Here is a 25915-nt window from a genome sequence, read left to right as displayed (position 1 = left end):
TCTCTTAGTGTTTCAGACCGCCATAGCGATCCTCGCGGATCACGCGCGGCGTGATTTCCCGCGGCTCGATCGTCACAGGCTGATAGACGACGCGCTTCTCTTCCGGGTCGTAACGCATTTCGACGTAGCCGGAAACAGGGAAATCTTTACGGAACGGGTGACCAATGAAACCGTAGTCGGTCAGGATGCGGCGCAGGTCCGGGTGACCCTCGAAGACGATGCCGTACAGGTCGAATGCTTCGCGCTCGTACCAGTTGGCCGAACTCCAGATATCGACGACTGACGCGACGATCGGCACTTCGTCGTCCGGCGCGAACACACGCAGACGCAGACGCCAGTTGTTCTGCACCGACAACAAATGCAGAACGGCTGCGAAACGCGGACCGTCATATGCGCCATCGCCGTAGGTTTGATAGTCGACTCCGCACAGATCCATCAACTGCTCGAAACCGAGCGTGCGGTCGTCGCGCAGACGCGTTGCCACATTGATGTAGTCGCTCGCCTTCACGACGATCGTCAACTCACCGATTGCCTCGGTGGTGCTCAACAGGAGGCCGCCAAAGGCCGCCTCGAGGTTCGCTTTCAGGGTCTCGAGTTTGCTTGCCATATTGTGGGGGAGGCGTTGGCCTTATTGACGGGCGATTGTGTTGGTGCGACGGATCTTGGCCTGCAACTGGATCACGCCGTACACCAGCGCTTCCGCCGTAGGCGGGCAACCCGGCACGTAGACGTCGACCGGCACAATCCGATCGCAGCCGCGCACGACCGAATAGGAATAGTGGTAGTAGCCGCCGCCGTTCGCGCACGAGCCCATCGAAATGACCCAGCGCGGCTCGGCCATCTGATCGTAGACCTTGCGCAGAGCCGGCGCCATCTTGTTGCACAGCGTGCCGGCGACGATCATCACGTCCGACTGACGCGGACTCGGACGAAACACCACGCCGAAACGGTCAAGGTCATAACGGGCAGCGCCCGCATGCATCATCTCGACCGCGCAGCACGCGAGACCGAACGTCATCGGCCACAACGAGCCAGTGCGCGTCCAGTTGATCAGTTTGTCTGCCGTAGTGGTGACAAACCCTTCCTTCAAGACCCCTTCGATACTCATTTGCTTTCCACTCCAGACGGGGTGGCAAGCCATGGCCACCCTCGCAAACCGGCGATTAATCCATCATTCCCAGTCGAGGCCGCCCTTCTTCCAGATATAGGCGAAGCCCAACAGGAATTCGAGCAGGAAAATCATCATTGCCATGAAGCCGGGCCAGCCGATGTCGCGCAGGGCCACACCCCACGGGAACAGGAACGCGGTTTCAAGGTCGAAAATGATGAAGAGAATGGCGACGAGGTAGTAACGCACATCGAACTTCATGCGCGCATCTTCGAATGCTTCGAAGCCGCACTCGTATGGTGCGTTTTTCTCGGTATCGGGCTTGTTGGGACCGAGGATCTTGCCGATGCTGACCAGTGCTACGCCTAAACCGGTGCCCACAATGAGGAACAACAAGACGGGGAAATAGGCTGCGAGGTTCAAGACTATCCTCTATCGGTTGGTTCTGAATGCCGCCAAGAGCATAGCACTCCTGACGCGAAATCACTTCGACAATGCACATGCCGCAAGCCCAACGCAAGCCGCGCGTTAGAAGTGAAAATGCCAGCCGAAGCGAAGCAAGCGGCTGGCATTTAGATAACATTTGGTGCCGACGGCGAGACTCGAACTCGCACAGCTTTCGCCACTACCCCCTCAAGATAGCGTGTCTACCAATTTCACCACGTCGGCACTAATTGCAATCCGGGAAAACAACTTATAAAACCCGCGAATCGCTTCAAGACTTAGATTGTAACTGGTCTAAACAGATTGTTCAACGCACAAAAGCACTTTGAACGAAAAATTTATTTCGGCACATCCGTAGCCGGGACGGATGCGGCCGACGCCGGCAATACTGCCGAGCCGCCAGCCGGTGCGGCCGCAGCGGAGGCCGCGACCGGTGCTGTCACAGCCGCGCCCAGCAAGCCTGCGGACGGTTTTGCGCGATACGCGCCGAGGTATGTCAGCGTCAATGTCGTTACAAAAAACACGGCTGCGAGGACGGCCGTGGTACGCGACAAAAAGTTGGCTGAACCGGTCGCGCCGAACAGGCTGCCCGATGCGCCACTACCGAAAGCAGCGCCCATATCGGCGCCTTTGCCGTGTTGCAGCAAGACAAGGCCGATGACCCCGAGTGCCGACAACAGCTGAACGACGATAATCAATGTTTTCAAATACAGCATCACACTCACCTGAGTCTTTATTTAACCGCGCCACACAAAGTGTGCCGCGCGGGATTGGGTCATCCTCGCCGAGGCGCCCTGCTTAACCGGCGACGCTTGTCGCAGCCGCCGCTTTGCAGATCGCCAGGAAATCCTGGTCTTTCAACGACGCGCCGCCGATCAGGCCACCGTCGATATCCGGCTGGCGGAACAATTCTTCCGCGTTCTCCGGCTTCACACTGCCGCCGTACAGCACCGGCACATCCGCCACCACCGCGCCCTTTGCCGCCAGGCGCGAACGCAGGAACGCATGCACAGCCTGCGCCTGTTCCGACGTAGCGCTCTTGCCGGTGCCGATCGCCCAGACCGGCTCATACGCGACAACGATGCGCGCCGCATCCGCCACCGACAGCTTCGCCAGCACTTCATCCAGTTGCGCGCCGACCACCTGCTCCGTGGAACCTGCTTCGCGCTCTTCGAGCGTTTCGCCGACACACACGATCGGGGTCAAACCCGCTTCCAGCGCACGCTGCGCCTTCACTGCAACCAACTCCGCGCTTTCACGATGGTAAGCGCGGCGCTCCGAGTGCCCGACGATCGCAAGCGTGGCGCCGAAATCCACCACCATCGGCGCGGCCACTTCGCCGGTATAGGCGCCATGCGTGAACGCGGAGACGTCTTGCACGCCCCACACGACCTTGCTGCCTTCCAGCAACGATTGAGTCTGCGCGAGATAAGGGCACGGCACACAAACGCCGACGCGCACATCGGCCGGCAATTCGCCCGCGCCTTGCGCCACGGCCTGCAACAGCGTTGCGTTCTCGGCGAGGCGCCCGTGCATCTTCCAGTTACCGACTACCAGCTTGGCTCGTTGTTTCGACATCGTCTCGTCGTCTCACATCTTGTATTGGCGGCGGACTTCGTTTGCGCTTACAGCCCGCCTTCGGATTCATGCGGCGTGCGCAAAACGCGCAATTTTACTGCGTGGGGGGGATCGGGTCAAACTGACCTGTCAAGCTGACCGCGTCAAGCGTCCTGACCCCAAGTCAGCACGATCTTGCCGACATGCGTGCTGCTTTCCATCAACTCGTGCGCTTCAGCGGCCCGGGCGGCCGGAAATACACGGTGCACCACCGGCTTGATTCGGCCATCCTCGAGGTGCGGCCACACACGCTCTTTCAATTGCGCGGCGATCTTCGCCTTGAACTCGATTGGCCGCGGACGCAACGTCGAACCCGTCACCGTCAAACGGCGGCGCAGCACTTCGTTCAGATTCAACTCCGCTTTCGCGCCGCCCAGCAAGGCGATCAGCACGATGCGGCCACCGTCGGCCAGCGCGGTCAGTTCACGAGGCACATAGCTGCCCGCCACCATGTCGAGAATCACGTCGGCACCGCGATCGTTCGTCAGCGACTTGATGACCTCGACGAAATCCTCAGTCCTGTAGTTGATCGCACGCTCCGCGCCGAGCGCTTCGCACGCGCGGCACTTTTCGTCCGATCCGGCCGTCGCGAACACGCGAAAACCCAGCGCATGTGCGATCTGGATCGCTGTCACGCCGATCCCGCTCGAGCCGCCCTGCACCAGCAGCGTCTCGTTCGGCGCACCTTCGCCCTTGCCGAGTTGCGCACGGTCGAACACATTGCTCCACACCGTGAAGAATGTTTCCGGCAGCGAAGCCGCCTCCACATCCGACAAGCCGGCGGGCACCGGCAAGCACTGCAACAGCGGCGCGGTCGCATATTCCGCGTAACCACCGCCTGCAAGCAACGCACACACGCGGTCGCCCACTTTCAGACCGAACGGATTGTTCTTCTCGTCGACGGTGCCGCCGACGATCTCACCCGCCACCTCCAGCCCCGGGAGGTCCGAAGCACCCGGCGGCGGCGCGTACCCCCCTTTGCGCTGGAAGACGTCCGGACGGTTGATACCCGATGCCGCCACCTTGATCAGCACCTCGCCCGCTTTTGGCTGAGGCATGGGCCGCTCGGCCAGCTTGAGGACTTCCGGCGCACCGAATTCGGTGATTTCGATCGCTTTCATCTGCGTCAGCTCCAAGATTGGATTGCGTTGCCCACCAGCGGAAATCGTCTGAACCTCGACGAAACGCTTCATGCAAACAGAGTACCTGTTTGCGCCGGTTTGCACCTGGTTGCAACGCGATCCACCCTGCACCCTTCATGAAAAACGGCCGGCACGCATTCGCGCTGCCGGCCGTCGTTCTGCTACCGCATTACTGCTGCGGCGTCGGTTCGCCTTGCGGCGCGCCGTTCGGGGCGTCGTTCAGCAACGCCTTGGCCGACAAACGCACGCGGCCCTTTTCGTCCGTCTGGATGACCTTGACCTTCACTTGCTGGCCATCCTTCAGGTAGTCGTTGATGTCCTTGATACGCTCGTTGGCGATCTCGGAGATGTGCAGCAGACCGTCCTTGCCCGGCAGGATGTTCACGATCGCGCCGAAATCGAGCAGCTTGAGCACGGTGCCTTCGTAGACCTGGCCCACTTCGACTTCCAGCGTGATGTTCTCGATACGCTTCTTCGCTTCGGCCATCCCTTCGCTGCTCGTGCTGGCGATGGTGACGACACCGTCGTCCGAAATATCGATCGTCGTGCCCGTTTCTTCGGTCAGCGCGCGGATCACCGAACCACCCTTGCCGATCACGTCGCGGATCTTTTCCGGATTGATCTTGATGGTGATCATGCGCGGTGCGTAGTCCGACAGCACCGTGTTCGCGCCCGACACAGCCGAGGTCATCTTGCCGAGGATGTGCATACGGCCTTCCTTCGCTTGCGCGAGGGCGACCTGCATGATTTCCTTCGTGATGCCCTGGATCTTGATGTCCATCTGGAGCGCGGTCACGCCTTGCTCGGTACCCGCCACCTTGAAGTCCATGTCGCCGAGGTGATCTTCGTCGCCGAGGATGTCGGTCAGCACGGCAAACTTGTTGCCTTCCAGGATCAGGCCCATCGCGATGCCGGCGACGTGCGCCTTCATCGGTACGCCGGCGTCCATCAGTGCGAGGCAGCCACCGCACACCGAAGCCATCGACGACGAACCGTTCGATTCGGTGATTTCCGACACGACGCGAATCGAGTAGCCGAATTCGTCGGCGCTCGGCAGGCACGCAGCCAGCGCGCGCTTGGCCAGACGGCCGTGACCGATTTCACGGCGCTTCGGCGAACCGACGCGGCCCGTTTCGCCGGTCGCGAACGGAGGCATGTTGTAGTGGAGCATGAAGCGTTCGCGGTACTCGCCTTCGAGCGCGTCGATGTTCTGCTCGTCGCCCTTGGTGCCCAGCGTTGCGACCACCATGGCTTGCGTTTCGCCGCGCGTGAACAAGGCTGAGCCGTGCGTACGCGGCAGCACGCCGGTACGGATTTCGATCGGGCGCACGGTGCGCGTGTCGCGGCCGTCAATACGCGGTTCGCCGTTCAGGATCTGCGTACGGACGATCTTCGCTTCGATGTCGAACAGCACGTTGCCGACTGTTGCCTTGTCGGCCGCCACCGCGCCGCCTGCCGCTGCGTCTTGTTCCAGCTTGGCCGACGTCGCTGCGTAGACTTCCTTCAGCTTGGCCGAACGTGCCTGCTTGTCGCGAATCTGGTAAGCGGCGAGCAGATCGGCTTGCGCCAGTTCCGTCACACGTGCGATCAGCGGCTCGTTCTTCGCTGCCGGTTGCCAGTCCCATTCCGGCTTGCCGCCTTCGCGGACCAGCTCATGGATCGCGTCGATCGCGATCTGCATTTGCTCGTGACCGAACACCACACCGCCGAGCATCACTTCTTCGCTCAGTTGCTGCGCTTCCGATTCCACCATCAGCACCGCGCGTTCCGTACCGGCGACGATCAGGTCGAGCGCCGATTCCTTCATTTGCGGACGCGTCGGGTTCAACACGTATTCGTTGTTGATGTAGGCCACGCGTGCTGCGCCGACCGGGCCGTTGAACGGCAGGCCGGACACGGCGAGCGCCGCCGACGCGCCGATCAGCGCGGGAATGTCAGCGGGGATTTCCGGGTTCAGCGACAGGACGTGAATCACGACCTGGACTTCGTTGTAGAAGCCTTCCGGGAACAGCGGGCGCAGCGGACGGTCGATCAGGCGCGAGATCAGCGTTTCGCCTTCCGACGGACGGCCTTCACGGCGGAAGAAACCACCGGGGATCTTGCCCGCAGCGTAGGTTTTTTCGAGGTAATCGACGGTCAGCGGGAAGAAGTCCTGGCCCGGCTTGGCGGTCTTGGCGCCGACCACGGTAGCCAGCACAACCGTGTCTTCAACGTCGACGAGCACCGCACCGCTTGCCTGACGAGCGATTTCGCCCGTTTCGAGACGGACGTTGTGTTGTCCCCACTTAAATTCTTTAACGATCTTATTGAACATAGTCATTGCTTTTCCTCATCGTTATGCCGCGCGATCCAGAAGCGGCGCGGCAACGCCAGGACCGGCGCCACATGGGAAGAGTAGTGTTATGCCATTCCAGAGAAGCACGCCCCACGTTATGTGCGCGCGAACCGCTGGAATGACACAAAGCTCTGCCCCTGGGGCCCGGCCGTCTTTCTCTTTTTTGCTGCTTTTTTGCTGCTTTTTTGCTACTTTTTTTACTGCTGTTTTCCTGCTAGCCGCCGCATGAACCGTCACGCTACCGCAGCCGGCAGGCGGTGCACATCACATGAAGCGCACCGTGCAAAAACAAAATGCCTGTATCAGTGGAACTGACACAGGCATCTTGCTGAACGACTGGCCGATTACTTACGCAGACCCAGCTTCTCGATCAGTGCGCGGTAACGATCCGCGTCCTTACCCTTCAGGTAGTCGAGCAGCTTACGACGGCGGCTCACCATGCGCAGCAGACCGCGGCGGCTGTGGTGATCCTTCGTGTGTGCCTTGAAGTGAACGGTCAGTTCGTTGATGCGGGTCGTGAGCAGCGCGACCTGAACTTCGGGGGAGCCGGTGTCGTTAGCTGCGCGTGCGAATTGCGCAACGACTTCGGACTTCTTGCTTGTTTCAACTGCGGACATGTCGATTTCCTTGAGAACTAGACAGGCGGTCACGGAAGAAAGGCCGTGCCGTGGGTTACCCGTGAGTGCCTTCGCATTACTTCGCATTAGTTGCAAACTAGAAACATGCGATATGCCTCACAACGGGACGCGTATTGTAGCACAGCCCAATCCGGCCGAGAACCCTGCTGTACCGGGCGGAACCGTGCGCGGCTCAGGGCTGGCTCGAACCGGTTTTACGGCCGTTTCATCTTGCACACGGTCGTCGGCACGGTGCGCTCGGGCGGCAATGCCAGCACCGTGCGGAAACCGTAGCCAGAACCTTCGTTGTCGAACTTGACGCCAGGCGTGCCGGCCTTGTCCATCTCCATTACGTAAAGGGGCTGGATTAGCTGATGGTCCCCGGCCCGCATCCACGAGGCGTGAAAGCCGTTGTCGAACTTGATCCCCTCCATAGCCCGGGCGACAGCAGCCGGGTCGGCACTGCCGGCGCGATTCATCGCCGCGGCGAGGGTTTCGATCATCAACGGCATGCGCAGCACCGGGTAGTCGTCCTGGGCCGCGGGGAAACGGGCGCGAAAGGCTGCATACCACGCGTCGGAGGCCGCACCGCCGGCGTTCGGGTGCCAGTCTGCTACCGCGATCACGTGCTTGACGCCGGCATCGCCCAACGCGGCCGGCGCGCCAAGACTATTGCCGTAGAACGTGTAGAACCGGGTGTCCAGCCCCTGCTCCCGCGCCGCTTTGACGAGCAGTGTCAGATCGTTGCCCCAGTTGCCGGTGATAACCGCGTCCGCGCCGCTCGCGCGGATCTTCGCGATGTACGGTGCGAAGTCCTTCACGCGGCCGATCGGATGAAATTCGTCACCGACGACCGTGATATCCGGCCGCTTCGCGGCCAGCGTCGAACGAGCGAGGCTGCTGACATCGTGGCCGAAGCTGTAGTCCTGGTTCAGCAGATAGACTTTCTTCACCGCCTTGTCGCGCTGAATCACGTCAGCCAGTGCATCCATGCGCATGCCCGCGTGCGCGTCGAAGCGGAAGTGCCAGAAACTGCAATTGGCGTTGGTCAGGGCGGGATCGTCGGCGGAATAGTTGAGAAACAACTCGCGGTTGCCCGGCTCGCGGCTGTTCTGTTTATCGATCGCGCCGATCAACGCGGCCGCCACGGCCGAACTGTTGCCCTGCATGACGTACCCGATATGCCGGTCCGCGGCAGCGCGCAGTTGCACCAACGCCTCTTCAGTACTGCCCTTGCTGTCAAGCACGACCAGTTCGAGCGGATGTGCGCCGTCGGCGAGCTTCACGCCGCCTTGCGCGTTCACCTGTTCGACGCCGAATCGCAGATTGCGCTCCACCGCCGCGCCCGCGTTCGCGAATGGGCCGGACATGCCTTCGATCAGCGCCAGCTGGATCGGCGTACCCGTGGGCTGATTGGCGGACTTGCTTGCAGGACCAGACGCCGCGTCTGCCGCGACGTGAACCGCCGCGGCCATCGAAATCGCCCCCAGCGCGACGACTGCCGCTGCCGCCGCCCGTTGCCACTTTGCCATTGTCATTGCCCCGCTTGATCCATCGAAGCGCGGATCATAGGGCGTTCCAGACGGAATAAGCAAGCCGGCGGATTCGTTACCGTGCATCGAGAGATGCCTCGCACGAAGCGCAAATCTTTTGTGGCCGCCCGTGTCAAAATAAAGCGTCTCGATGATAAAAACCGCTACTCAAATGCCATCGGAGGAATTCATGTTCAACCGCCACCTATCCACGGCGGCCTCGATCGAAGCGCCGCCCGCAGCACGCCTGCGCCGCGCCGCGCTCGCCTGCCTGAGCGCGCTCACACTCACGGTGACGCTCGCCGGCTGCGTGCAGCCCTGGCAGCAATACAGCCAAGGCGCGGACGAATCGACCATCGTCGCCCGGCTCGGCGCGCCGCGTGAAACCTACGACCTGCCCAACGGTGGCAAGCGGCTGATGTGGCCGACCCAGCCGATGGGCGAAACCACCACGGCCGCCGACATCGACGCATCCGGCAAGATCGTCACCGTGCGCCAGGTGCTTCAGCCCAACGAGTTCTACCGGGCGGAAATCGGCAAGTGGACGAAGAGCGACGTGCTGGTGAACTTCGGCCGCCCTGTCGAAACGTCGTACTTCCCATTGATGAAGCGCGAGGTCTGGACGTATCGCTACCTGGAAGACAACGTCTGGTACATGATGTACAGCTTTTATTTCGACGATCAGGGCATTGTGCGGCTCACGCAGAAAACGCCTGATCCGCTGCATGATCCGGATCGCCGCAGTCTGTTCTGAGCGTCTGCTCGAACCCATAGCGCATCGATCTGCGAAGCCGCCTCTTCAGGCGGCTTTTTTTTATTTATTACGCATGCCGGCGAATTTTATTTCGCGCACAGCGATTTATTTTTTGATAGAAAGCTTTTCGTAAGCATTGATTCGACGTTGCCCGCATTCGATGCGCTGTCCGCGCACCGCCGGGATTCAGCTACGAATCGAGTCGCCCTACTTACGGAACCGCTATCGATGAACCGTCCGAAACGCCTGCTGGTCGCCAACGTCGCATGGGCGCACGAAACCGCCGCGCGCAACCCCGAATTTTTCCGCGATCTGGTGCGCGGCCAGAATCCGCATGTGCTGTGGGTCGGCTGCTCGGACAGCCGTGTGCCCGCCGAAACCATCACGCATTGCGAGCCAGGCGATCTGTTCGTTCACCGCAACATCGCGAACCTCTTTCATCCCGACGACGACAACTCCGCGAGCGTCCTCGAATACGCGGTGCGGGTGCTAAAGGTGGGGCACGTGATTGTCTGCGGCCACTATGGCTGCGGCGGTGTGCGCGCCGCGCTGCTGCCGCCGGAACCGACGCTGCCGCACGTGAATCGCCGGATCGCGCCTTTATGCGCGCTAGCAAAGGCGCATGGCAACGAGCTCGATAGCCATGCGAGCGAGCGTGAGCGTGTCGATCGTCTCGCGGAATTGAACGTGCTCGAACAGGTGCGCCTGTTACGCGCAAGTCCGATCGTGCAGGGCGCCGACCCCGCACCGCTCGTTCACGGCTGGATCTTTGCGCTCGAAGACGGCCGCATCAAGGTACTCACATCCGGCTACGAAACCGACGACGCCATGACCTGCACGACAGCCGCTCATAGCGCCGCCTAGGGCGTAGCTTCTATCGGGAACCGGTCGCGGTCCGGTCTTCTTGCGCACACGCAACTCCTAACACTACTGCTTCGACTCCATGAACCTTCGAGCTTTTCTTTCCACGTTTCAGCGCGATCTGTTTGCCGGCACGGTCGTGTTTCTGGTGGCGTTGCCGCTGTGTCTTGGCATCGCTAACGCATCGGGCGTCGAGCCGTTTGCCGGGCTTGTGTCGGGCATCGTCGGCGGTCTCGTCGTGGCTGTGCTGAGCGGCTCGCGCCTGAGCGTCAGCGGGCCGGCGGCGGGCCTCGTCGTTATCGTCGTCGACGGGATCGCGCAACTCGGCAGTTTCTCCGCGTTCCTGCTGGCCGTGCTGCTGTCCGGCGCGATTCAGTTCGGCTTCGGCATGCTGAAGGCCGGCAGATTTGCGGCCTATGTGCCTTCGCCAGTGATCAAAGGCATGCTTGCGGCAATCGGCGTGCTGTTGATCGTCAAACAATTCCCGCTTGCACTTGGGCTGGTCGCCTCGCGGGCATCGGCCGGGTCGCAAGCAGCCGCCCAGGTGGCCGGCAGCGTAACCACTCCGTTCGGCTCGATATCGCTTGCGGCCTGCGTGATTACGCTGCTCTCGCTGGCGATTCTGGTGGGCTGGGAAACGCGTGCGTTGCGCCGCTTTATGCTCGTGCGCCTCGTACCCGCGCCGCTCGCCGTGGTTCTGCTGGGGATCGGCGCGACGCTGCTGCTCAGCTTGCTCGCCCCGTCGTTCGCTCCGCCTGCCGAGCATCGCGTCGCGCTGCCGTCGCTCGAATCATTCGCCGCATTGCAACTCGCCCTCGAAGGGGCCGACTTCGGCCCGCATTTCGCGCAATTGGTCAATCCCGATGTCTGGCGCGTAGCCATCACACTGGCGATTGTCGCAAGTCTCGAAACGCTGTTGAGCCTCGAAGCAGTCGAACAGATCGACCCCGCGCGACGCTCAGCGCCACCGGATCGCGAACTGAAGGCGCAGGGCGTGGGCAATCTGATCGCCGGCGCGATCGGTGGCCTGCCGATCACCTCGGTCATTGTGCGCAGTTCCGCCAATGTCCACGCGGGCGCGCAGAGCCGGCTCTCCGCGATCATTCATGGCGTGTTGCTGCTGATGAGCGTGTTCGCGCTCACCCGTGTCATCAACCTGATTCCGCTTGCCTGCCTCGCGGCCATTCTTATCTTCACCGGCGTGAAGCTCGCCAAGCCCTCGTTGTTCGTTGCGCTCGCCAGGCAAGGCTTCGCGCCGTTTGCGCCGTTCATCGTCACGCTGGCCGGCGTGCTCGCCACCGATCTGCTCGTCGGCATCGTGCTCGGCATTCTGTGCAGCGTGTTGCTCGCACTGTATGCGAACCTGCGCAGCCCGATCGTGCTTGCGCAACATGGCGATCACTATCTGCTGTCCTTTCGCAAGGACGTGTCGTTTCTCGGCAAGGTGCCGCTCAAGCACTATCTGCAGCAGATTCCCGACGGCGCGACCTTGATCGTCGACGCAACCCGCGCCGACTTTGTCGATCACGATGTGCGCGAACTGCTGGACGCGTTTGTCGCCAATGCGCCGCGCCGTGAGATCGCGGTTGAAGTGCGGCATCAAGTGCAGGCACAGGCCCGTGCGGCGCGCGGGTGGTCGTTGCGGCGTGCGGCGACGAAATAGCCAGGGCGAGTGCCGCGCATAAGCTGTGTGTGGCCAATGCCGGAGAACCTGTGCACATGAAAGGCACAGGGCGCGTAAAAGCTAGCGGCCGCGAAGCCCGAAGCCTCGATGCTGGGGCACTTATCAGTGCCGCGCTACAAACAAAAAGGAAGCGCCGCAAAAAACACGAAGCCCCGTACCCTTCACGGCACGGGGCTTCGAGACATACGGTCAGCGGGCCCGCCAGCAGCGCCCTGCCTCCGTCACTCCGAGCGCTGCGGATTCAACTTATCGAAGTTCGAATGCAGCTTGTTCAGCGCCGAAATATAGGCCTTCGCGGAAGCCGCGACGATATCCGGATCGGTGCCCACGCCGTTCACGATGCGCCCACTCCTCGACAGTCGCACGGTCACTTCGCCTTGCGCCTGCGTACCGGTTGTGATGGCGTTCACCGAATACAGCAGCAATTCCGAACCGCTCCCCACTTCCGTTTCAATCGCATTGAGCGTGGCGTCCACCGGACCGTTGCCGCGTGCTTCCCCGGTCACTTCCTTGCCTTCGACCGAGAACACGATCTTCGCGTGCGGCTGCTCGCCGGTTTCCGAATGCTGCGACAGCGACAGGAACTTGTAGTGCTCCTTCTCCTGCGCCTCAGCCGATTCCTCAGTAACGATTGCGATGATGTCTTCGTCGAAGATTTCCGACTTGCGATCGGCCAGTTCCTTGAAGCGCGCGAACGCGGTATTCAACTCGCCTTCGCTATCGAGCGCGATACCCAGCTCCTGCAAACGCTGCTTGAACGCATTACGGCCCGACAGCTTGCCAAGCACGATCTTGTTCGCGCTCCAGCCCACATCTTCCGCGCGCATGATTTCGTACGTGTCGCGCGCTTTCAGCACGCCGTCCTGGTGAATACCGGACGCGTGCGCGAACGCGTTCGCGCCGACCACCGCCTTGTTCGGCTGCACGACAAAACCGGTGATCTGCGACACCAGCTTCGAAGCCGGCACGATCTGCGTTGTATCGAGCCCGACATCGAGGCCGAAGTAATCCTTGCGGGTCTTCACCGCCATCACGATTTCTTCGAGCGACGTATTACCCGCGCGCTCACCGAGACCGTTGATCGTGCACTCCACCTGACGCGCGCCGCCAATCTGCACGCCGGCCAGCGAGTTCGCCACGGCCATGCCGAGGTCGTTATGGCAGTGCACCGAGAACACGGCCTTGTGCGAGTTCGGAATACGCTCACGCAGCGTTTTGACGAGCTGGCCGTACAACTCCGGCACGCCGTAGCCGACCGTATCTGCGATGTTGATGGTCGTTGCGCCTTCGGCGATCACCGCTTCCAGCACACGGCACAGGAAATCCAAGTCCGAGCGGCTGCCGTCTTCCGGCGAAAACTCGACGTCGTCCGTGAATTTGCGGGCGAAACGCACCGCCAGCTTCGCCTGTTCGAACACCTGATCCGGTGTCATGCGCAGCTTCTTTTCCATATGCAGCGGCGACGTTGCGATGAACGTGTGGATGCGGAAATGATCGGCCGGCTTGAGTGCGTCAGCAGCGCGTTGAATGTCTTTGTCGTTGGCACGGGCCAGCGAGCAGATCGTGCTGTCCTTGATCAGGCCGGCGATCGTGTGGATCGAATCGAAGTCGCCATTCGAGCTGGCCGCGAAGCCCGCTTCGATCACGTCCACCTTCATCCGTTCGAGTTGCTTCGCGATACGGATTTTTTCTTCTTTCGTCATCGACGCGCCGGGCGATTGTTCGCCGTCGCGCAACGTGGTGTCGAATATGATCAGTTTGTCGGCCATGTCGGGTCTCCTGGGGAGTCGTTCAATTGCGGGGATCGGATATTGGAATTCGGGTGTTTGCGCCACCGCTGGCGACGCTAAACCATAGACGAGGCAGACGGAGGGCGGAAACGGCAGCGATCAGCGCGGTAGACGCGCCAGCACTAGCGCGCCGAGCGGCGCACCGCCTTGTTGAGGTTCGTGTTACTCAATCGGGAGCGTGAACGCATTCATCGAACGACTATAGCGGCATTCCCGCCATCGTGCAATTGGCGTCAGACCTGCCTGCCGCGCGCCACGGGACGGGCTTAAGAACGAAAAACGGCAGCCTGGGAAGGCTGCCGTTTTCTCACGCCACGTCCGTCCACCGAAAGTGCGCTTTACCTGTCCCGCTCCACTGACCGAGCTGGATTCGCCCTGCCCCGCACGGCCTGATAGCCCCAGAACACATAGCCCGACAGACCGTACAGCACGAACAGGCCGAACAGCATCAGCGGCGGATCGGACGACACCAGCACGAACGCCACCACCACCAGCAGAATCACGCCGAACGGCACGCGGTGCCGCACGTCGAGCGCCTTGCCGCTGTAGAACGGCGCGTTCGACACCATCGTCACACCAGCGTAGATGGTCAGCACGAAGGCGACCCACGGCAGCCACACCAGCTTGAGCGGCACGCGGTTATCGGTGGCGAGCCACACGAAACCGGCGATCAGCGCCGCGGCCGCCGGGCTCGGCATGCCCTGGAAGAAACGCTTGTCGACCACGCCGATGTTCGTGTTGAAGCGGGCAAGACGCAACGCCGCCCCCGAACAATAGACGAACGCCGCGAGCCAGCCCCAGCGGCCGAGATCCTTCAGAATCCACTCGTACATCACCAGCGCCGGCGCCACACCGAACGACACCATGTCCGAGAGGCTGTCGAACTGTTCGCCGAACGCGCTTTGCGTATGCGTCATACGGGCGACCCGGCCGTCCATGCCGTCCAGCACCATCGCCACGAAAATCGCGATCGCCGCGACCTCGAAGCGCACGTTCATCGCCTGCACCACCGCGAAGAAGCCACAGAAGAGCGCTGCGGTGGTGAACGCGTTCGGCAGCAGATAAATGCCGCGTTTTCTCAGGAACTGCTGACGCTGCGCGCGCCGGCTGTCGACTGCCACCGACTCCGCCACGATCGGCTTGTTACGGCGGAACGGACGCGGGAGCTGCCCGCTGTTGCGGGGTCGACGCGGTTTGAATGCGGCCATTCGGAAAACCTCCTTGGTGCCGCTTTATAGTTCAGCGAGGATCGTGGACGACGCGGAAACCTTCTCGCCGATCGACACACGCGGACGGCTGCCCACCGGCAGATACACGTCGACACGCGAGCCAAACCGGATAAATCCGTAGCGCTGGCCACGCGTGAGCGGCTCGCCCGCCCGTACGTAGCAAAGAATACGCCGTGCAATCAGACCGGCGATCTGCACCGAGGTCACCGTCTGGCCGCCGGCCATCTCGATCACCACCGCGTTGCGCTCGTTTTCGAGCGAAGCCTTATCCACAGCGGCGTTCAGATACGCACCCGGGAAATATTCGACCTTGGAGATCGCGCCATCCACCGGCGAGCGTTGCGAGTGGACATTGAAAACGTTCATGAACACGCTGATCTTCAGCGCTTCACGGTTGGCATACGGATCATGCGCTGTCTCGACCGCGACGATACGGCCGTCGGCCGGACACAGTACGGCGTTCGCCTGAGTCGGAATCGGGCGTGCCGGATCGCGGAAAAACTGCACGACGAAGATCAGGATCAGCCAGAACAGCCATGCAAAGCCGAATCCCGCGAAGGCATGAACCAGTAATGCAATGACGGCCGCGATGGCGATGAACGGCCAGCCTTCTCGCGCGATAATCGGATGAGGGTAATTCATGGATGGCTTCTGTATTTTTGTAAAACCGTAGGATAGCAAAAGCCGCCCAGGGTTCAGCACCCTTGGACGGCTTTTTGCATTACCGGCTGCTGCGACGATGCGCCGCGCCGGTCAGAGGCGGTAAGGCTGGCCTCTTAGTTCTTCGACTGGTCGACCAGCTTGTTCGCAGCGATCCACGGCATCATCGAACGCAGTTTGGCACCGACCGTTTCGATCTGGTGCTCGGCCGTCAGACGGCGGCGCGATTGCAGCGTCGGTGCGCCGGCCTTGTTTTCGATGATGAAGCTCTTTGCGTACTCGCCGGTCTGAATGTCCGTCAGCACAGCCTTCATCGCCTTCTTCGTTTCAGCCGTCACGATACGCGGACCCGTCACGTATTCGCCATATTCGGCGTTGTTCGAGATCGAGTAGTTCATGTTCGCGATGCCGCCTTCGTAGATCAGGTCGACGATCAGCTTCAGTTCGTGCAAGCACTCGAAATACGCCATTTCCGGCGCGTAGCCTGCTTCCACCAGCGTTTCGAAGCCTGCCTTGATCAGGTCGACCGTACCACCGCACAGCACGGCTTGTTCGCCGAACAGGTCGGTTTCCGTTTCTTCGCGGAAGTTCGTTTCGATGATGCCGGCACGGCCGCCGCCGTTCGCTGCTGCATACGACAAGGCGATGTCACGAGCTGCGCCCGACTTGTCTTGCGCAACGGCGATCAGGTGGGGCACGCCGCCACCTTGCGAGTACGTACCGCGAACCGTGTGGCCCGGGGCCTTCGGCGCGATCATGATCACGTCCAGATCCGCGCGCGGGATCACTTGACCGTAGTGCACGTTGAAACCGTGTGCGAAGGCGAGCGCAGCGCCTTGCTTGATGTTGGCGTGCACTTCCTTAGCGTAGACGTCAGCGATCTGCTCGTCCGGCAGCAACATCATGACGACGTCTGCGCCCTTGACGGCTTCCGCCACTTCCTTGACTTGCAGGCCGGCGTTCTCAGCCTTGCTCCACGATGCGCCGCCCTTGCGCAGACCGACCGTCACCTTCACGCCGCTTTCGCTCAGGTTCAGCGCGTGAGCATGGCCTTGCGAACCATAGCCGATGATGGTGACTTGCTTGCCCTTGATGAGGGAGAGGTCGGCGTCCTTGTCGTAGAAAACTTTCATGTCGGTTCCTTGGCTAAATTCGGTGAAATCAGTGAAATACAAATACTGCGAATGGTGTGTTGCTTGGCCGGGTTCTTGAAGGCACTGCCCGGCTTCGATCGAGACGGTTGCTAACTGCAACCCAGCGCGCGCGTCAAACCTTCAGAATGCGCTCGCCGCGGCCGATGCCCGAACTGCCCGTACGGACGGTTTCGAGAATCGCAGTCGCGTCGATCCCTTCGATGAAGGCATCGAGCTTGTCGCTCGCGCCCGTCAGTTCGATCGTGTAGGTCTTTTCGGTGACGTCGATGATCCGGCCGCGGAAAATATCCGACATCCGTTTCATCTCCTCACGTTCCTTGCCGACCGCCCTCACCTTGATCAACATCAGCTCGCGTTCGATGTGGGCGCCCTCGGTAAGGTCGACCACTTTCACCACCTCGATCAGGCGGTTCAGATGCTTCGTGATCTGTTCGATCACGTCGTCCGAGCCAATGGAGACGATGGTCATGCGCGACAGCGAACGGTCTTCGGTCGGAGCCACCGTCAAGGTTTCAATGTTGTAGCCGCGTGCGGAGAACAGACCCACCACGCGTGATAACGCGCCCGGTTCGTTTTCCAGCAGGACAGAAATAATGTGTCTCATGTTTCGCTTCTTCCAGATGTTTTGTCGATGTATGCGAGCGGGTCCGCGCCGCTTCGTCCGCCTTCGCCCTTTGTGGAGGCGCGCATGACGAAGCCGGCGCTGCGTTTAACTCAACGCGCCGTCGTTATAGATCTTCCGAACCCATGAGCATCTCTGTGATGCCCTTGCCGGCCTGGACCATCGGCCAGACGTTTTCGGTCGGATCGGTCTGGAAATCGAGAAACACCGTGCGATCTTTCAGGCGCAGCGCTTCCTTCAGCGCCGGTTCCACATCGGCCGTGCGTTCGATACGCATGCCGACGTGGCCGTACGCTTCGGCGAGCTTCACGAAATCCGGCAGCGCATCCATGTACGAATGCGAATAGCGCTTGCTGTATTCGATCTGCTGCCACTGGCGCACCATGCCCAGATAGCGGTTGTTCAGCGAAATGATCTTCACCGGAGTCTCGTACTGCTTGCAGGTCGAGAGTTCCTGGATACACATCTGGATCGAGCCTTCGCCCGTGATACAGAGCACGTCATCGTCCGGGTGCGCCATCTTCACGCCCATCGCCGCCGGCAGGCCGAAGCCCATCGTGCCGAGACCACCGGAATTGATCCAGCGGCGCGGCTTGTTGAAGCGATAGAACTGCGCCGCCCACATCTGGTGCTGGCCGACGTCGGAACACACGAAGGCATTGCCGTCGGTCAGTTCCCACGCCTTTTCCACCACGTATTGCGGCTTGATGATGTCGCTCTGGCGGTCGAACTTCAGGCAGTCTTTGGCGCGCCAGGCTTCGATGTCCTTCCACCAGTCGGCGAGCGCTGCGGTGTCGGGACCATGCTCGGCCGTTTGCAGCTGCTCGATCAGTTCCTTCAGCACTTCCTTCACGTCGCCGACAATTGGAATGTCGACCTTGACGCGCTTGGAGATGGAGGAAGGATCGATGTCGATATGGATGATCTTGCGCGGACGCGACGCGAAGTGCGCCGGGTCGCCGATCACACGGTCGTCGAAACGCGCGCCGATCGCGATCAGCACGTCGCAGTGCTGCATCGCCATGTTGGCTTCGTACGTGCCGTGCATGCCGAGCATGCCGAGGAATTTCTTGTCGCTCGCGCGGTAGCCGCCCAGGCCCATCAACGTATTGGTGACGGGATAGCCAAGCAGATCGGCAAACTGGTTCAGCTCACGCGATGCATCCGCGAGGATGATGCCGCCGCCGGTGTAGATGTACGGACGCTTGGCCGACAGCAACAAGGCCACGGCCTTGCGAATCTGGCCGGAGTGACCTTTCGTGACCGGGTTGTACGAGCGCAGCGAAACGGTCTTGAGCGGTTCGTACTGGCACGGCGTCTTCGACACGTCTTTCGGAATGTCGATCAGCACCGGGCCGGGACGGCCGGTACGGGCGATGTAGAAAGCTTTCTTGACGGTAGCGGCGAGGTCGCGCACGTCCTTCACGAGGAAGTTGTGCTTCACGCAGGGACGCGTGATGCCGACCGTATCGCACTCCTGGAACGCATCCTGACCGATCGCAGCAGTCGGCACCTGGCCGCTGATGATCACCATCGGGATCGAATCCATATAGGCCGTGGCGATACCGGTCACCGCATTGGTCACGCCGGGGCCGGAGGTCACGAGGCACACACCCACTTTGCCGGTGGAACGCGCATAGGCGTCGGCGGCGTGGACTGCGGCTTGTTCGTGGCGCACGAGGACGTGCTGGAATTTGTCCTGCTTGTACAGCTCGTCGTAAATGTAGAGTACCGAGCCGCCGGGATAGCCCCAGACAAACTCGACGTCTTCGTCGGCCAGTGCCTTCATGAGCACGGTGGCGCCGATAGAGTCAGCTTCGGGATGGGGGGTCGTATCCGACGTGGAGAATTCCGCGCTGGGCATATTCATTTATTCACCTTTCGAATTTTCGGCAAAAAATTGATCGGGTGCTCTCTGCCGGGCTTGTGGCTCGGGTTCAAGCGGCGCGTCCAGTTGACAGGTGAGCTTCTTGGGCCACACCTCAATTGAGACAAGTCACTTATGTTGCGAACCAGCGAAGATATCTGCAGATGTCCGCGCGGTCAAGCAAATATTGCCATGGCGCCCAGCCCCTGAATCTCGCCGGCCACCCAAAAGTGACCGAAACATTGTTATATAGATGCAAGATAGGCCGGGTTTCGCCCCAGCGACGCGAAAGTTTGTTAGCATCCGCGAGTTTTACGACATTTCTCGACCGACTACGCGCACGCACGCTGCGCCGACCCCCAAACGGATGGCATCAGACAAGGAACTCGCCGATTTTCTGGCGGGCGTCGAAAGGCGCGCATTCAAGCAGACGGTCTACGCCGTGCGGGACGACGACGCCTCGCTCGATATCGTGCAGGACGCGATGATCAAGCTCGCCGAAAAATATGGCGACCGTCCTCCCGCCGAACTTCCGCTCCTATTTCAGCGTATTCTCCAGAATGCGATGCACGACTATTTCCGTCGTGCCAAAGTGCGCAACACTTGGGTTAGTCTGTTTTCTTCGCTCGGCAACGCCGATGACGACGAATTCGACCCCCTCGAAACGTTCGAGGCACAACAAGGTTCAGCGGGCTCTGAGAGCAACGAACAGAAACTCGAACGCGAACAAGTCTTACAGTTAATCGACGACGAGATCCAAAAGTTACCTGCACGTCAACGGGAGGCGTTTCTCATGCGTTATTGGGAAGATATGGATGTCGCCGAGACTGCCGCCGCGATGGGCTGCTCCGAAGGCAGTGTGAAAACGCACTGCTCGCGGGCCACCCACACGCTGGCGCAAGCGCTCAAGGCTAAAGGAATTACGCTATGAGCTCCCTAGAAACCAAAGAACTCGAGTTCGCCCGCCAGGTGCGCCGCGCGCTCGACGAAAACGCCGCCAGCATACCGCCCGCCACCGTCGACCGGCTCGCCGTGGCGCGCCGCGCCGCGCTTGCTCGCAAGAAGCCCGAAACCGTGAGCGCGTCAGTGTTCGTGCCCGCTTTTGCCGGTGCCGGCATGCCGGCCGGTATGCCGCAAGTCGAGATGCCGCAGCGCCGCCGTTCGCCGCTGCGCCGCTTTGCGCTCGCCTGGCCGCTCGTCGCGCTGGTCGTCAGCCTCGTGGGCATCGCCTACTGGGAAGACCAGCAACGCACGGCCGAACTCGCCGATATCGATGCCGCCATGCTAAGCGACGACCTGCCGCTCAATGCGTATCTCGACCACGGCTTCAACGCGTACCTATCGCGCGCCCACTGAGCGGGAGATCCTTCGGGTGAGTTACAAGCGCGGCTTGGCCGTTGTTTTCGGATGCGCGATCGCGGCCCTGGTGTCGTTTGCCGCGACGTATCCGCGCTTTTATCCGAACTCGCCGACCGCCAGCGCGCCTGCCGCAGGCGGCAACGCGACCGCCAAGGCGCCGGCGCCCACCCTCACCGTCGATCTGTCGGGCCTGTCCAGTAGCAATAGCCCAATGGCATGGTCGCGTCTGAGCCCGGCCGAGCACGTTGCGCTCGCGCCTTTCGCAAGCCTATGGGATTCCTTCAGCGACGAACGCAAGCGGAAATGGATCAAAATCGCGTCGCGTTATCCGAAGTTATCGCCTGATGCGCAAAAGCGCCTGCATGACCGAATGGCCGAATGGGTGCGTATGACCCCCGACCAGCGGCGCGTGGCACGCGAAAACTACCAGGTGTCGAAGGAATTGCCGCGCGAGGCCCGTCAGAATGCGTGGAAGGCTTATCAGCAATTGCCGGAAGAGCAGAAGGAACGGCTCGCCGCGAGCGAGCGTAAGCGGCGGCCGAGCGTAGTGAGCGCGCCGCCGTCCGGCAAGACCGAGATCAAGGGCCTGGACCGTCTGGTCAATGCCCGGGAGCACGGCGCGAGCAGTGCCGCAGCGGCCAGTGCCGCATCTTTGCCGAGCCCGGCCGTCGCGCCCGCGATTCCGGCTGCTGGCAGCTTCGTGCCTGCCACCCCGGTGCCGGTTTCGCCGTCCGAGGCGCCGTCGATTTTCAACGGCTCCTGAGCGCAGCCCGACCGTGTCCCAGCCACTCGCCACCTCGACACTGCCTGCCGATCCATCGGACACCACACCCACCGTCCGCCGGCGCCTCGCCGCGCTGCTCTACGAAGCCGTGATCCTGTTCGGCGTCGTGTTCATCGCGGGCTATCTGTTCAGCACGTTGACGCAGCAGCGCAACGGCCTCACCCATCACAACCTGCTCGCAGCGTGGATCGGCCTCGTGGTCGGTCTCTATTTCGTCTGGTTCTGGACCCACAGCGGCCAGACGCTGCCGATGAAAACGTGGCGCCTGCGCGTCGTCGGCGCCAACGGCGCGCCGCTGTCCACGGGCCGCGCGATCGTTCGTTACGTATTGGCCTGGCTGTGGTTTTTGCCACCGCTCGCGCTGCATCCGTTGCTCGGCCTCGCCGTGCCGCAGACGCTGGTGGTCGCCGCAATCTGGTTCGTGCTGTGGGCCGCCACGGGCCGCTTCGATCCGCAGCGTCAATTCCTCCACGACCGTCTCGCCGGTACGCGCGTCATTAGCGTCACGCGCTGAGCGAACTGGCCGCGCTGCAATTCACGCCACCGCGCCCGCGCTCCGCTCACGCCTGACTGCGGTTAGCTCTCGCCACCGCCCTTCTCCGCAGCCCGCCGCTCCTCAGCGCCGCCTCCCGGTTTCGACACAGTAATAAGAACTTCTCGTGACTGTCACGGCACGGTCACGCGCGACTGGCGCAATACGGGCACCGCAACTCGACGCGTGAGCCATGGACCCCAAAACGTCCGCGACTTCCCTGTTCCGCCAGACCGGCCCGAGCGTCGACCCTGTCGCGTTCCGCCCGGAACCCAACCCTAGCCACGGCATGCCGTTGCCTGTGCCGTCGCTGCCACTCGACGCGAACGCCGGCCATCACGACGATGAGCACGCCGAACCGCATCGCTATCGCACCATCTGGCTATCCGACATCCATCTCGGCTCCAGCGGTTGTCAGGCGCCGTATCTGCTCGACTTCCTGAGGCACAACGAGTCGGAATACCTGTACCTCGTGGGCGACATCATCGACGGCTGGCAGTTGAAAAAAGGCTGGTACTGGCCGCAGGCGCACAACGACGTCGTGCAGAAGGTGTTGCGCAAAGCGCGCAAAGGCACCCAGGTCATCTACGTCCCGGGCAATCACGACGAAGCCGCGCGTCAGTTCTGCGACCTCGCGTTCGGCGACATCCACGTACGCGGCGAAGCGTTCCACACGACGCTCGCCGGCAAGCGCCTATGGATCGTGCACGGCGATCTGTTCGACGGCGTGATCCAGCATGCGAAGTGGCTCGCCTATCTCGGCGACACGCTCTACACGATGATCCTGATCCTGAATCGCTGGTTCAACCGGATCCGCAGCCGGCTCGGCTTTCCGTACTGGTCGCTGTCGCAATACCTGAAGCACCAGGTGAAGAACGCGGTGAACTTCATCTCGTCGTTCGAGCGCGTGATGACGGACGAAGCGCGCCGCCGCGGTTGCGACGGCGTAGTCTGCGGGCACATTCACAAAGCAGAAATCCGCGACATCGACGGCGTGCTGTATTGCAACGACGGCGATTGGGTCGAAAGCCTGTCGGCACTCGTCGAGACGTATGAAGGCGAACTCAAGGTGATCTACTGGACCGTGATGCGCGCACCGGAAGTCGGCGTGCAAAAGGCCCGGGCGACCGCGTAGTCCCTCTCCACTTCTATTGGGCCGAAACCGATGAAGATCATGATCGTCACCGACGCATGGGAACCGCAGGTCAATGGCGTCGTGCGCACGCTGAAAAACACCACGCGCGAGCTCACCGCCCTCGGCCACCACGTCGACTTGCTGACGCCGCTCGAGTTCAAGACGATTCCCTGCCCGACCTATCCTGAGATTCGCCTGTCGCTGCTGCCGGGCCGCAAGCTGCGTCAGCGCATTGACGATTTCGCGCCCGACGCGCTGCACATCGCTACCGAAGGTCCGCTCGGCATGGCCGCGCGGGCGTATGCGATCAAGCACAAGCTGCCGTTCACGACCGCTTATCACACGCGCTTTCCCGAATACGTGCAGGCACGTTTCGGTATTCCGCTCGCGCTCACCTACAAGTTTCTGCACTGGTTCCACAAAGCGTCGCTGGCCGTGATGGCGCCCACGCCGGTGGTCAAGGCCGACCTCGAAAAATTCGGCTTCACCAACGTGGTGCTGTGGACCCGCGGCGTCGATCTCGACATCTTTCACCAGATGGACTCGAAGGTCCTCAACACCGCGCGGCCGATCTTTCTGTACGTGGGGCGCGTAGCGGTCGAAAAGAACGTCGAGGCGTTTCTCAAGCTCGACCTGCCCGGCTCGAAGTGGGTCGCGGGCGAAGGCCCGGCACTCGCCGAATTGAAGTCGCGCTATCCGCAAGCGAATTACCTGGGTGTGCTGACGCAAGCCGAATTGGCCAAGGTCTACGCCGCCGCCGACGTATTCGTCTTCCCGAGCCGCACCGATACCTTCGGGCTCGTGCTGCTCGAAGCGCTGGCCTGCGGCACGCCGGTCGCGGCGTATCCGGTGACCGGCCCGATCGACGTGCTCGGCGACGGCGGCGCGGGCGCCATGCATGAGGACTTGCGCGAGGCCTGCCTCGAAGCGCTGAAAATCGAACGCAGCCATGCACGCGCGTGGGCTGAACGCTTCTCGTGGGCGGCGGCGTCCGAGCAGTTCGCGGCCCATCTGAAACCGCTGCCGCGCACCTCGTACAGCGAGGAAAGCGCCGCCGCGTGACGCGACGCGCCGAGCCGCTTATGCGAACCCGAAACTCCACTGCGGCACGCGCTTCGAACGGCGCGTTGCGCGCTGTCGATGCCGGCGCCGACCCCGTCGGCGTCGAGCCGTTCGACGACGTGAGCGAGCACGGCACGCCGGATCATGTCCATCACGCGAATGGTTTTCACGGCGTGAGTGGCATGAGTGGCGTGAGCGGCGCGAGCCTCGAAAGCCCCGGGAACGAGCCGCACAACGAACCGCTCAGCCCCGACGATCCGCTCGCCCCGCTCCCCTTCAATCCGTACAAAGGTAATCGCGGCGTGACCCGGGCGTGGCACGCGATGAAAAATTCGCTTGCCGGGTTTCGTGTGGCAATCCGCGAGGAAAGCGCGTTTCGTCAGGAACTCACGCTCGCCGCGATCCTGATTCCGTGCGGCGTGCTGGTGCCGGTCGATCCCGTGTCGCGCGTATTGCTGCTCGGCTCGGTACTGCTGGTGCTGATCGTGGAATTGCTGAACTCGAGCCTCGAGGCGGCCATCGACAGGATTTCGCTCGAGCGCCATGAGCTGTCGCGCCGTGCCAAGGATCTTGGCAGCGCGGCGGTCATGGTCGCGCTCGGCATGTGTCTGATGACGTGGGGACTGATCGTCGGGCCGCTCGTCGTGCGTTGGGTCAAAGCGTGGCTGGGAGCGTGAGGACGAACCCCGCCCGCGCACCCTGTCGGGCGCCCCAAAAAATGAAAACCCTGAGTATCCGCTTGGTATAAGAACGGTCGGTTTATAATCGTTCGATAGTCTCGCAGGCCTGTCGCGCAGCGGCAGGTTTGAGGGGCGCTCAATATACCAACCGCGTCCGGGTGGATCACGCTAGAGCGGCACGCCGCCACGCGCCCAGCCCGGCGTAACCAGGGCCGGACGACATGGAAGCCAAACCTCCCCGCCGCACCCGCGAACGGATTCTCGAACTGTCGTTGAAACTGTTCAACGAAATCGGCGAGCCGAACGTCACCACGACGACGATCGCCGAGGAAATGGAAATCAGTCCAGGCAACCTGTACTACCACTTCCGCAACAAAGACGACATCATCAACAGCATCTTCAGCCAGTTCGAGCAGGAGATCGAAAAGCGTCTGCGTTTCCCCGACGACCACCGCGCGACGATCGACGAGATGTGGTCGTATCTGCAGTACATGGTCGATTTCATGTGGCGGTATCGCTTTCTGTATCGCGACCTGAACGATCTGCTGGCGCGTAACCGCACACTGGAGACACATTTCAAGCAGATCATCAGCCATAAGGTGCGCTTTGCGAGCCAGTTCTGCGAGCAACTCGTGGCGGACGGTGAAATGGTCGCGACGCCCGAAGAACTGCACGTGATCGCCACCAACGTCGGCGTGATCGGCACTTACTGGCTGTCGTACCAGTTCGTGATGAACCCGCGTAAATACAACGAGCAGGAAACGATTCGCGTGGAACTGCATCAGGTGAGCGTGCAGATCGTGTCGCTGATGGCGCCTTATCTGCGCGGCCGCTCGCGGCAGATTTTCGACGACCTCGTCTCAGGCAAGCTGCCCAAGCGCGAGTTCTACGACTACCTGCCGCCTAAGGAAGGCGCCGCGCCCCGCAACGAACCGAAGGACGTTTGA

The 25915-nt window shown here is 61.7% G+C and carries 26 protein-coding genes and 1 tRNA gene; 11 read left to right on the top strand and 16 right to left on the bottom strand.

Translation table 11 applies throughout. The annotated features are described in order from the left end of the window. Positions 1 to 4 precede the first annotated feature (4 nt). From KHO23_RS04285 to KHO23_RS04240, 10 genes are all read right to left on the bottom strand, one after another. A complete protein-coding gene (locus KHO23_RS04285) occupies positions 5 to 607 on the bottom strand; it encodes an NADH-quinone oxidoreductase subunit C (protein WP_211609766.1) in 603 nt (200 codons plus the stop codon). A gap of 21 nt (positions 608 to 628) precedes the next feature. Further along, a complete protein-coding gene (locus KHO23_RS04280) occupies positions 629 to 1108 on the bottom strand; it encodes a NuoB/complex I 20 kDa subunit family protein (RefSeq protein WP_006052903.1) in 480 nt (159 codons plus the stop codon). A 63-nt stretch (positions 1109 to 1171) separates the two neighbouring features. Beyond that, positions 1172 to 1531, bottom strand: a complete 360-nt coding sequence (locus tag KHO23_RS04275) for an NADH-quinone oxidoreductase subunit A (protein ID WP_007175615.1) — start codon at positions 1529 to 1531, stop codon at positions 1172 to 1174. A 161-nt stretch (positions 1532 to 1692) separates the two neighbouring features. Next, positions 1693 to 1777: transfer RNA gene (locus KHO23_RS04270), tRNA-Leu, on the bottom strand. 113 nt (positions 1778 to 1890) lie between these two features. Further along, positions 1891 to 2268, bottom strand: a complete 378-nt coding sequence (gene secG, locus KHO23_RS04265; RefSeq protein WP_054034962.1) for a preprotein translocase subunit SecG — start codon at positions 2266 to 2268, stop codon at positions 1891 to 1893. Between the two features lie 82 nt (positions 2269 to 2350). Then, a complete protein-coding gene (gene tpiA, locus KHO23_RS04260; RefSeq protein WP_211609765.1) occupies positions 2351 to 3130 on the bottom strand; it encodes a triose-phosphate isomerase in 780 nt (259 codons plus the stop codon). A gap of 143 nt (positions 3131 to 3273) precedes the next feature. Then, positions 3274 to 4290, bottom strand: a complete 1017-nt coding sequence (locus KHO23_RS04255; RefSeq protein ID WP_211609764.1) for an NAD(P)H-quinone oxidoreductase — start codon at positions 4288 to 4290, stop codon at positions 3274 to 3276. Between the two features lie 190 nt (positions 4291 to 4480). After that, entirely contained in the window at positions 4481 to 6631 is a 2151-nt protein-coding gene (gene pnp / locus KHO23_RS04250) for a polyribonucleotide nucleotidyltransferase (protein WP_211609763.1), read from the bottom strand. Between the two features lie 359 nt (positions 6632 to 6990). Then, complete coding sequence (gene rpsO / locus KHO23_RS04245; RefSeq protein WP_011487489.1) at positions 6991 to 7263, bottom strand: 30S ribosomal protein S15; 273 nt, start codon at positions 7261 to 7263, stop codon at positions 6991 to 6993. Between the two features lie 215 nt (positions 7264 to 7478). After that, positions 7479 to 8801 carry a branched-chain amino acid ABC transporter substrate-binding protein gene (locus KHO23_RS04240; protein WP_211609762.1) on the bottom strand — a complete coding sequence of 441 codons (1323 nt, stop codon included), beginning with the start codon at positions 8799 to 8801 and terminating at the stop codon, positions 7479 to 7481. A 184-nt stretch (positions 8802 to 8985) separates the two neighbouring features. Between KHO23_RS04240 and KHO23_RS04235 the strand changes: the two genes are divergently transcribed. From KHO23_RS04235 to KHO23_RS04225, 3 genes are all read left to right on the top strand, one after another. Beyond that, a complete protein-coding gene (locus KHO23_RS04235) occupies positions 8986 to 9549 on the top strand; it encodes a hypothetical protein (protein ID WP_120298421.1) in 564 nt (187 codons plus the stop codon). Positions 9550 to 9777: 228 nt separating this feature from the next. After that, the gene (locus KHO23_RS04230) at positions 9778 to 10413 is read left to right on the top strand and encodes a carbonic anhydrase (protein ID WP_211609761.1); all 636 of its coding nucleotides are present in this window, start codon (positions 9778 to 9780) and stop codon (positions 10411 to 10413) included. 79 nt (positions 10414 to 10492) lie between these two features. Further along, entirely contained in the window at positions 10493 to 12073 is a 1581-nt protein-coding gene (locus tag KHO23_RS04225) for a SulP family inorganic anion transporter (protein WP_211609760.1), read from the top strand. A 242-nt stretch (positions 12074 to 12315) separates the two neighbouring features. Here KHO23_RS04225 and KHO23_RS04220 read toward each other — a convergent pair whose 3' ends face one another. From KHO23_RS04220 to KHO23_RS04195, 6 genes are all read right to left on the bottom strand, one after another. After that, complete coding sequence (locus KHO23_RS04220; RefSeq protein ID WP_211609759.1) at positions 12316 to 13863, bottom strand: 2-isopropylmalate synthase; 1548 nt, start codon at positions 13861 to 13863, stop codon at positions 12316 to 12318. A 359-nt stretch (positions 13864 to 14222) separates the two neighbouring features. Further along, positions 14223 to 15092, bottom strand: a complete 870-nt coding sequence (pssA, locus tag KHO23_RS04215) for a CDP-diacylglycerol--serine O-phosphatidyltransferase (RefSeq protein ID WP_211609758.1) — start codon at positions 15090 to 15092, stop codon at positions 14223 to 14225. A 24-nt stretch (positions 15093 to 15116) separates the two neighbouring features. Continuing rightward, positions 15117 to 15755 carry a phosphatidylserine decarboxylase gene (locus KHO23_RS04210; RefSeq protein ID WP_211609757.1) on the bottom strand — a complete coding sequence of 213 codons (639 nt, stop codon included), beginning with the start codon at positions 15753 to 15755 and terminating at the stop codon, positions 15117 to 15119. A 134-nt stretch (positions 15756 to 15889) separates the two neighbouring features. Next, positions 15890 to 16906, bottom strand: a complete 1017-nt coding sequence (gene ilvC / locus KHO23_RS04205) for a ketol-acid reductoisomerase (protein WP_211609756.1) — start codon at positions 16904 to 16906, stop codon at positions 15890 to 15892. Positions 16907 to 17039: 133 nt separating this feature from the next. Further along, positions 17040 to 17531 (bottom strand): acetolactate synthase small subunit, encoded by a 492-nt coding sequence (ilvN, locus tag KHO23_RS04200; RefSeq protein WP_011487482.1) that lies wholly within the window; start codon positions 17529 to 17531, stop codon positions 17040 to 17042. Between the two features lie 124 nt (positions 17532 to 17655). Further along, on the bottom strand, positions 17656 to 19419 hold the full coding sequence (locus KHO23_RS04195) for an acetolactate synthase 3 catalytic subunit (protein ID WP_211609755.1): 1764 nt from the start codon (positions 19417 to 19419) through the stop codon (positions 17656 to 17658). Between the two features lie 364 nt (positions 19420 to 19783). Here KHO23_RS04195 and KHO23_RS04190 point away from each other — a divergent pair, with 364 nt between their 5' ends. The 8 genes from KHO23_RS04190 (at position 19784) to KHO23_RS04155 (ending at position 25915) form a co-directional block, all read left to right on the top strand. Next, positions 19784 to 20347, top strand: coding sequence for an RNA polymerase sigma factor (locus tag KHO23_RS04190; protein WP_063495282.1), 564 nt, complete (start codon positions 19784 to 19786; stop codon positions 20345 to 20347). Further along, positions 20344 to 20772 (top strand): DUF3619 family protein, encoded by a 429-nt coding sequence (locus tag KHO23_RS04185; RefSeq protein WP_211609754.1) that lies wholly within the window; start codon positions 20344 to 20346, stop codon positions 20770 to 20772. The genes KHO23_RS04190 and KHO23_RS04185 overlap by 4 nt, the downstream gene beginning before the upstream one ends. A 16-nt stretch (positions 20773 to 20788) precedes the next feature. Further along, positions 20789 to 21538, top strand: coding sequence for a DUF3106 domain-containing protein (locus KHO23_RS04180; RefSeq protein WP_211609753.1), 750 nt, complete (start codon positions 20789 to 20791; stop codon positions 21536 to 21538). A 13-nt stretch (positions 21539 to 21551) separates the two neighbouring features. Next, complete coding sequence (locus KHO23_RS04175; protein WP_211609752.1) at positions 21552 to 22073, top strand: RDD family protein; 522 nt, start codon at positions 21552 to 21554, stop codon at positions 22071 to 22073. 211 nt (positions 22074 to 22284) lie between these two features. After that, positions 22285 to 23226, top strand: a complete 942-nt coding sequence (locus KHO23_RS04170) for a UDP-2,3-diacylglucosamine diphosphatase (protein WP_211609751.1) — start codon at positions 22285 to 22287, stop codon at positions 23224 to 23226. Positions 23227 to 23256: 30 nt separating this feature from the next. Further along, a complete protein-coding gene (locus KHO23_RS04165; RefSeq protein ID WP_211609750.1) occupies positions 23257 to 24288 on the top strand; it encodes a glycosyltransferase family 4 protein in 1032 nt (343 codons plus the stop codon). A 20-nt stretch (positions 24289 to 24308) separates the two neighbouring features. After that, positions 24309 to 24965, top strand: coding sequence for a diacylglycerol kinase (locus KHO23_RS04160; protein ID WP_211609749.1), 657 nt, complete (start codon positions 24309 to 24311; stop codon positions 24963 to 24965). Positions 24966 to 25189: 224 nt separating this feature from the next. Continuing rightward, a complete protein-coding gene (locus KHO23_RS04155) occupies positions 25190 to 25915 on the top strand; it encodes a TetR/AcrR family transcriptional regulator (protein WP_211609748.1) in 726 nt (241 codons plus the stop codon).

Source organism: Paraburkholderia haematera, from assembly GCF_905220975.1.
GTDB lineage: Bacteria > Pseudomonadota > Gammaproteobacteria > Burkholderiales > Burkholderiaceae > Paraburkholderia > Paraburkholderia haematera.
This window is presented reverse-complemented; position numbering and strand designations above follow the sequence as displayed.